General features: G+C 72.1%; 1 protein-coding gene. It reads right to left on the reverse strand.

The features are described from left to right. On the reverse strand, positions 1-1,837 hold a 1,837-nt coding region (locus CU044_RS31260), incomplete at both ends, for an SDR family oxidoreductase (protein ID WP_129772113.1).

Consider the following 1,837-nt stretch of genomic DNA (forward strand, 5'->3'; position numbering starts at 1 on the left):
TGCAACACGGCCAGGTCCAGAGGCACCGGCACCAGCGCGGCACGCCCTGTCGAACCCGCCGCGTCGAACAGCGCCAGACCCTCGGCCGAACCGAGCGGAATCACACCGCCCCTGGCCATCCGGCGTACGTCCGCCTCGTCCAGCCCACCGGCCATGCCGCCCGCATCGCCCCACAGACCCCAGGCCAGCGACGTGGCGGCCAGACCGGTGGCACGGCGGTGCTGCGCCAGCGCGTCCAGGAACGTGTTGGCCGCCGCGTAGTTGCCCTGGCCAGGGCCACCGAGGATGCCCGCCACCGAGGAGAACAGGACGAACGCGGAGAGGTCCAGGTCGCGGGTCAGCTCGTGCAGGTTCCACGCCGCGTCGACCTTCGGCCGGAACACGGTGTCGATCCGCTCAGGCGTCAGCGAGCCGATCGTGCCGTCGTCCAGGACACCCGCCGTGTGTACGACAGCGGACACGGGATGCTCGGCCAGCAGGCCGGCGACGGCCTCCCGGTCGGCCACGTCACACGCCGCGAACGCCACCTCGGCGCCCAGAGCGACGAGTTCGTCGCGCAGTTCCTCGGCACCTTCCGCCGCGGCGCCGCGCCTGCTGACCAGCAGCAGGTTCCGTACGCCACGCTCCACGACCAGATGCCGGGCGAGAAGGCCACCCAGCGTGCCCGTCGCGCCGGTGACCAGCACCGCATCCGAACCAAAGCCGGGATCGTCCACCACGGACTGCCGGACCCGCGCCATGCGCGGCGCACTGGCAGCGCCCGAACGCACCGCCAACTGCGGCTCTCCCGTGGCCAGTACCGAAGGCAGCGCGTCGAGAGACGTGGTTTCGTCGTCGATGTCGACCAGGACGATCCTGTCCGGGTTCTCCGACTGGGCCGACCGCACCAGGCCCCACACCGCCGCCTGCGCGACGTCCCGTACGTCCTCGTCGGCCGTGGTCGCGATCGCGCCGCTGGTCACGATGGCCAGACGTGAAGCGTCGAACCGTTCCTCCGCCAACCAGGTCTGCACCACGTTCAGCGCCCAGTGCGCCGCCGCGTGGGCGCCCGCGACCGGGTCGGACGCGGAAGTGACCGGGCACGGCAGAACGACGAAGTCGGGCAGGTCCGCAGACCCCGCCAACGCCTCCAGGTCGCTCCACTCGGTCGTCGGGACATCGCCGTCGGACACCGGCACCGACACCCAGTCGACGCCGAACAGCGCGTCCCGATCCTGCCGCGTCAGCGTCGCCGACACGGGGCGCAGTTCCAGCGAGTCGATCGTGGCCACCGGAGCGCCGGTACCGTCCGCGACGGCCAACGCCACACCGTCCGCCCCGGCGGGCGACAACCGCACCCGCAGAACGGTCGCACCCGAGGCGTGCAGTCGCACACCCGACCACGCGAACGGCAACCGGTCGGAATCGCCGCCCGCCAGGCTGATCGCGTGCAATGCCGCGTCCAGCAGCGCCGGGTGCAGACCGAACCCGTCGGCCCCGATTCCGTCCGGCAGCACGATTTCCGCGAACACCTCGTTCCCGCCGCGCCATGCCGCGCGCAGTCCCTGGAACACCGGCCCGTAGGCGAAACCACCGTCCGCCATGCCGTCGTAGAGCCCGTCCAGGTCTACGACCTCGGCGCCCGCCGGTGGCCACTCGACCAGGGAGGTCCCATCGGAGCTCTCGTCGGCACGCAGCACGCCGGTGGCGTGCCGGGTCCACGTACGGCCGTCCTCCACGTCACCCGCACTGGAGTGGAAGGTCAGCTCACGTCGGCCGGACTCGTCCTCGGCACCGACCCACACCTGCACCCGCACCGAGCCGTTCTCCGGCAGGACGAGCGGCGCCTCCAGTGCCA

It is taken from the genome of Streptomyces sp. L-9-10 (genome assembly GCF_004151105.1).
Classification (GTDB): Bacteria; Actinomycetota; Actinomycetes; order Streptomycetales; family Streptomycetaceae; genus Streptomyces.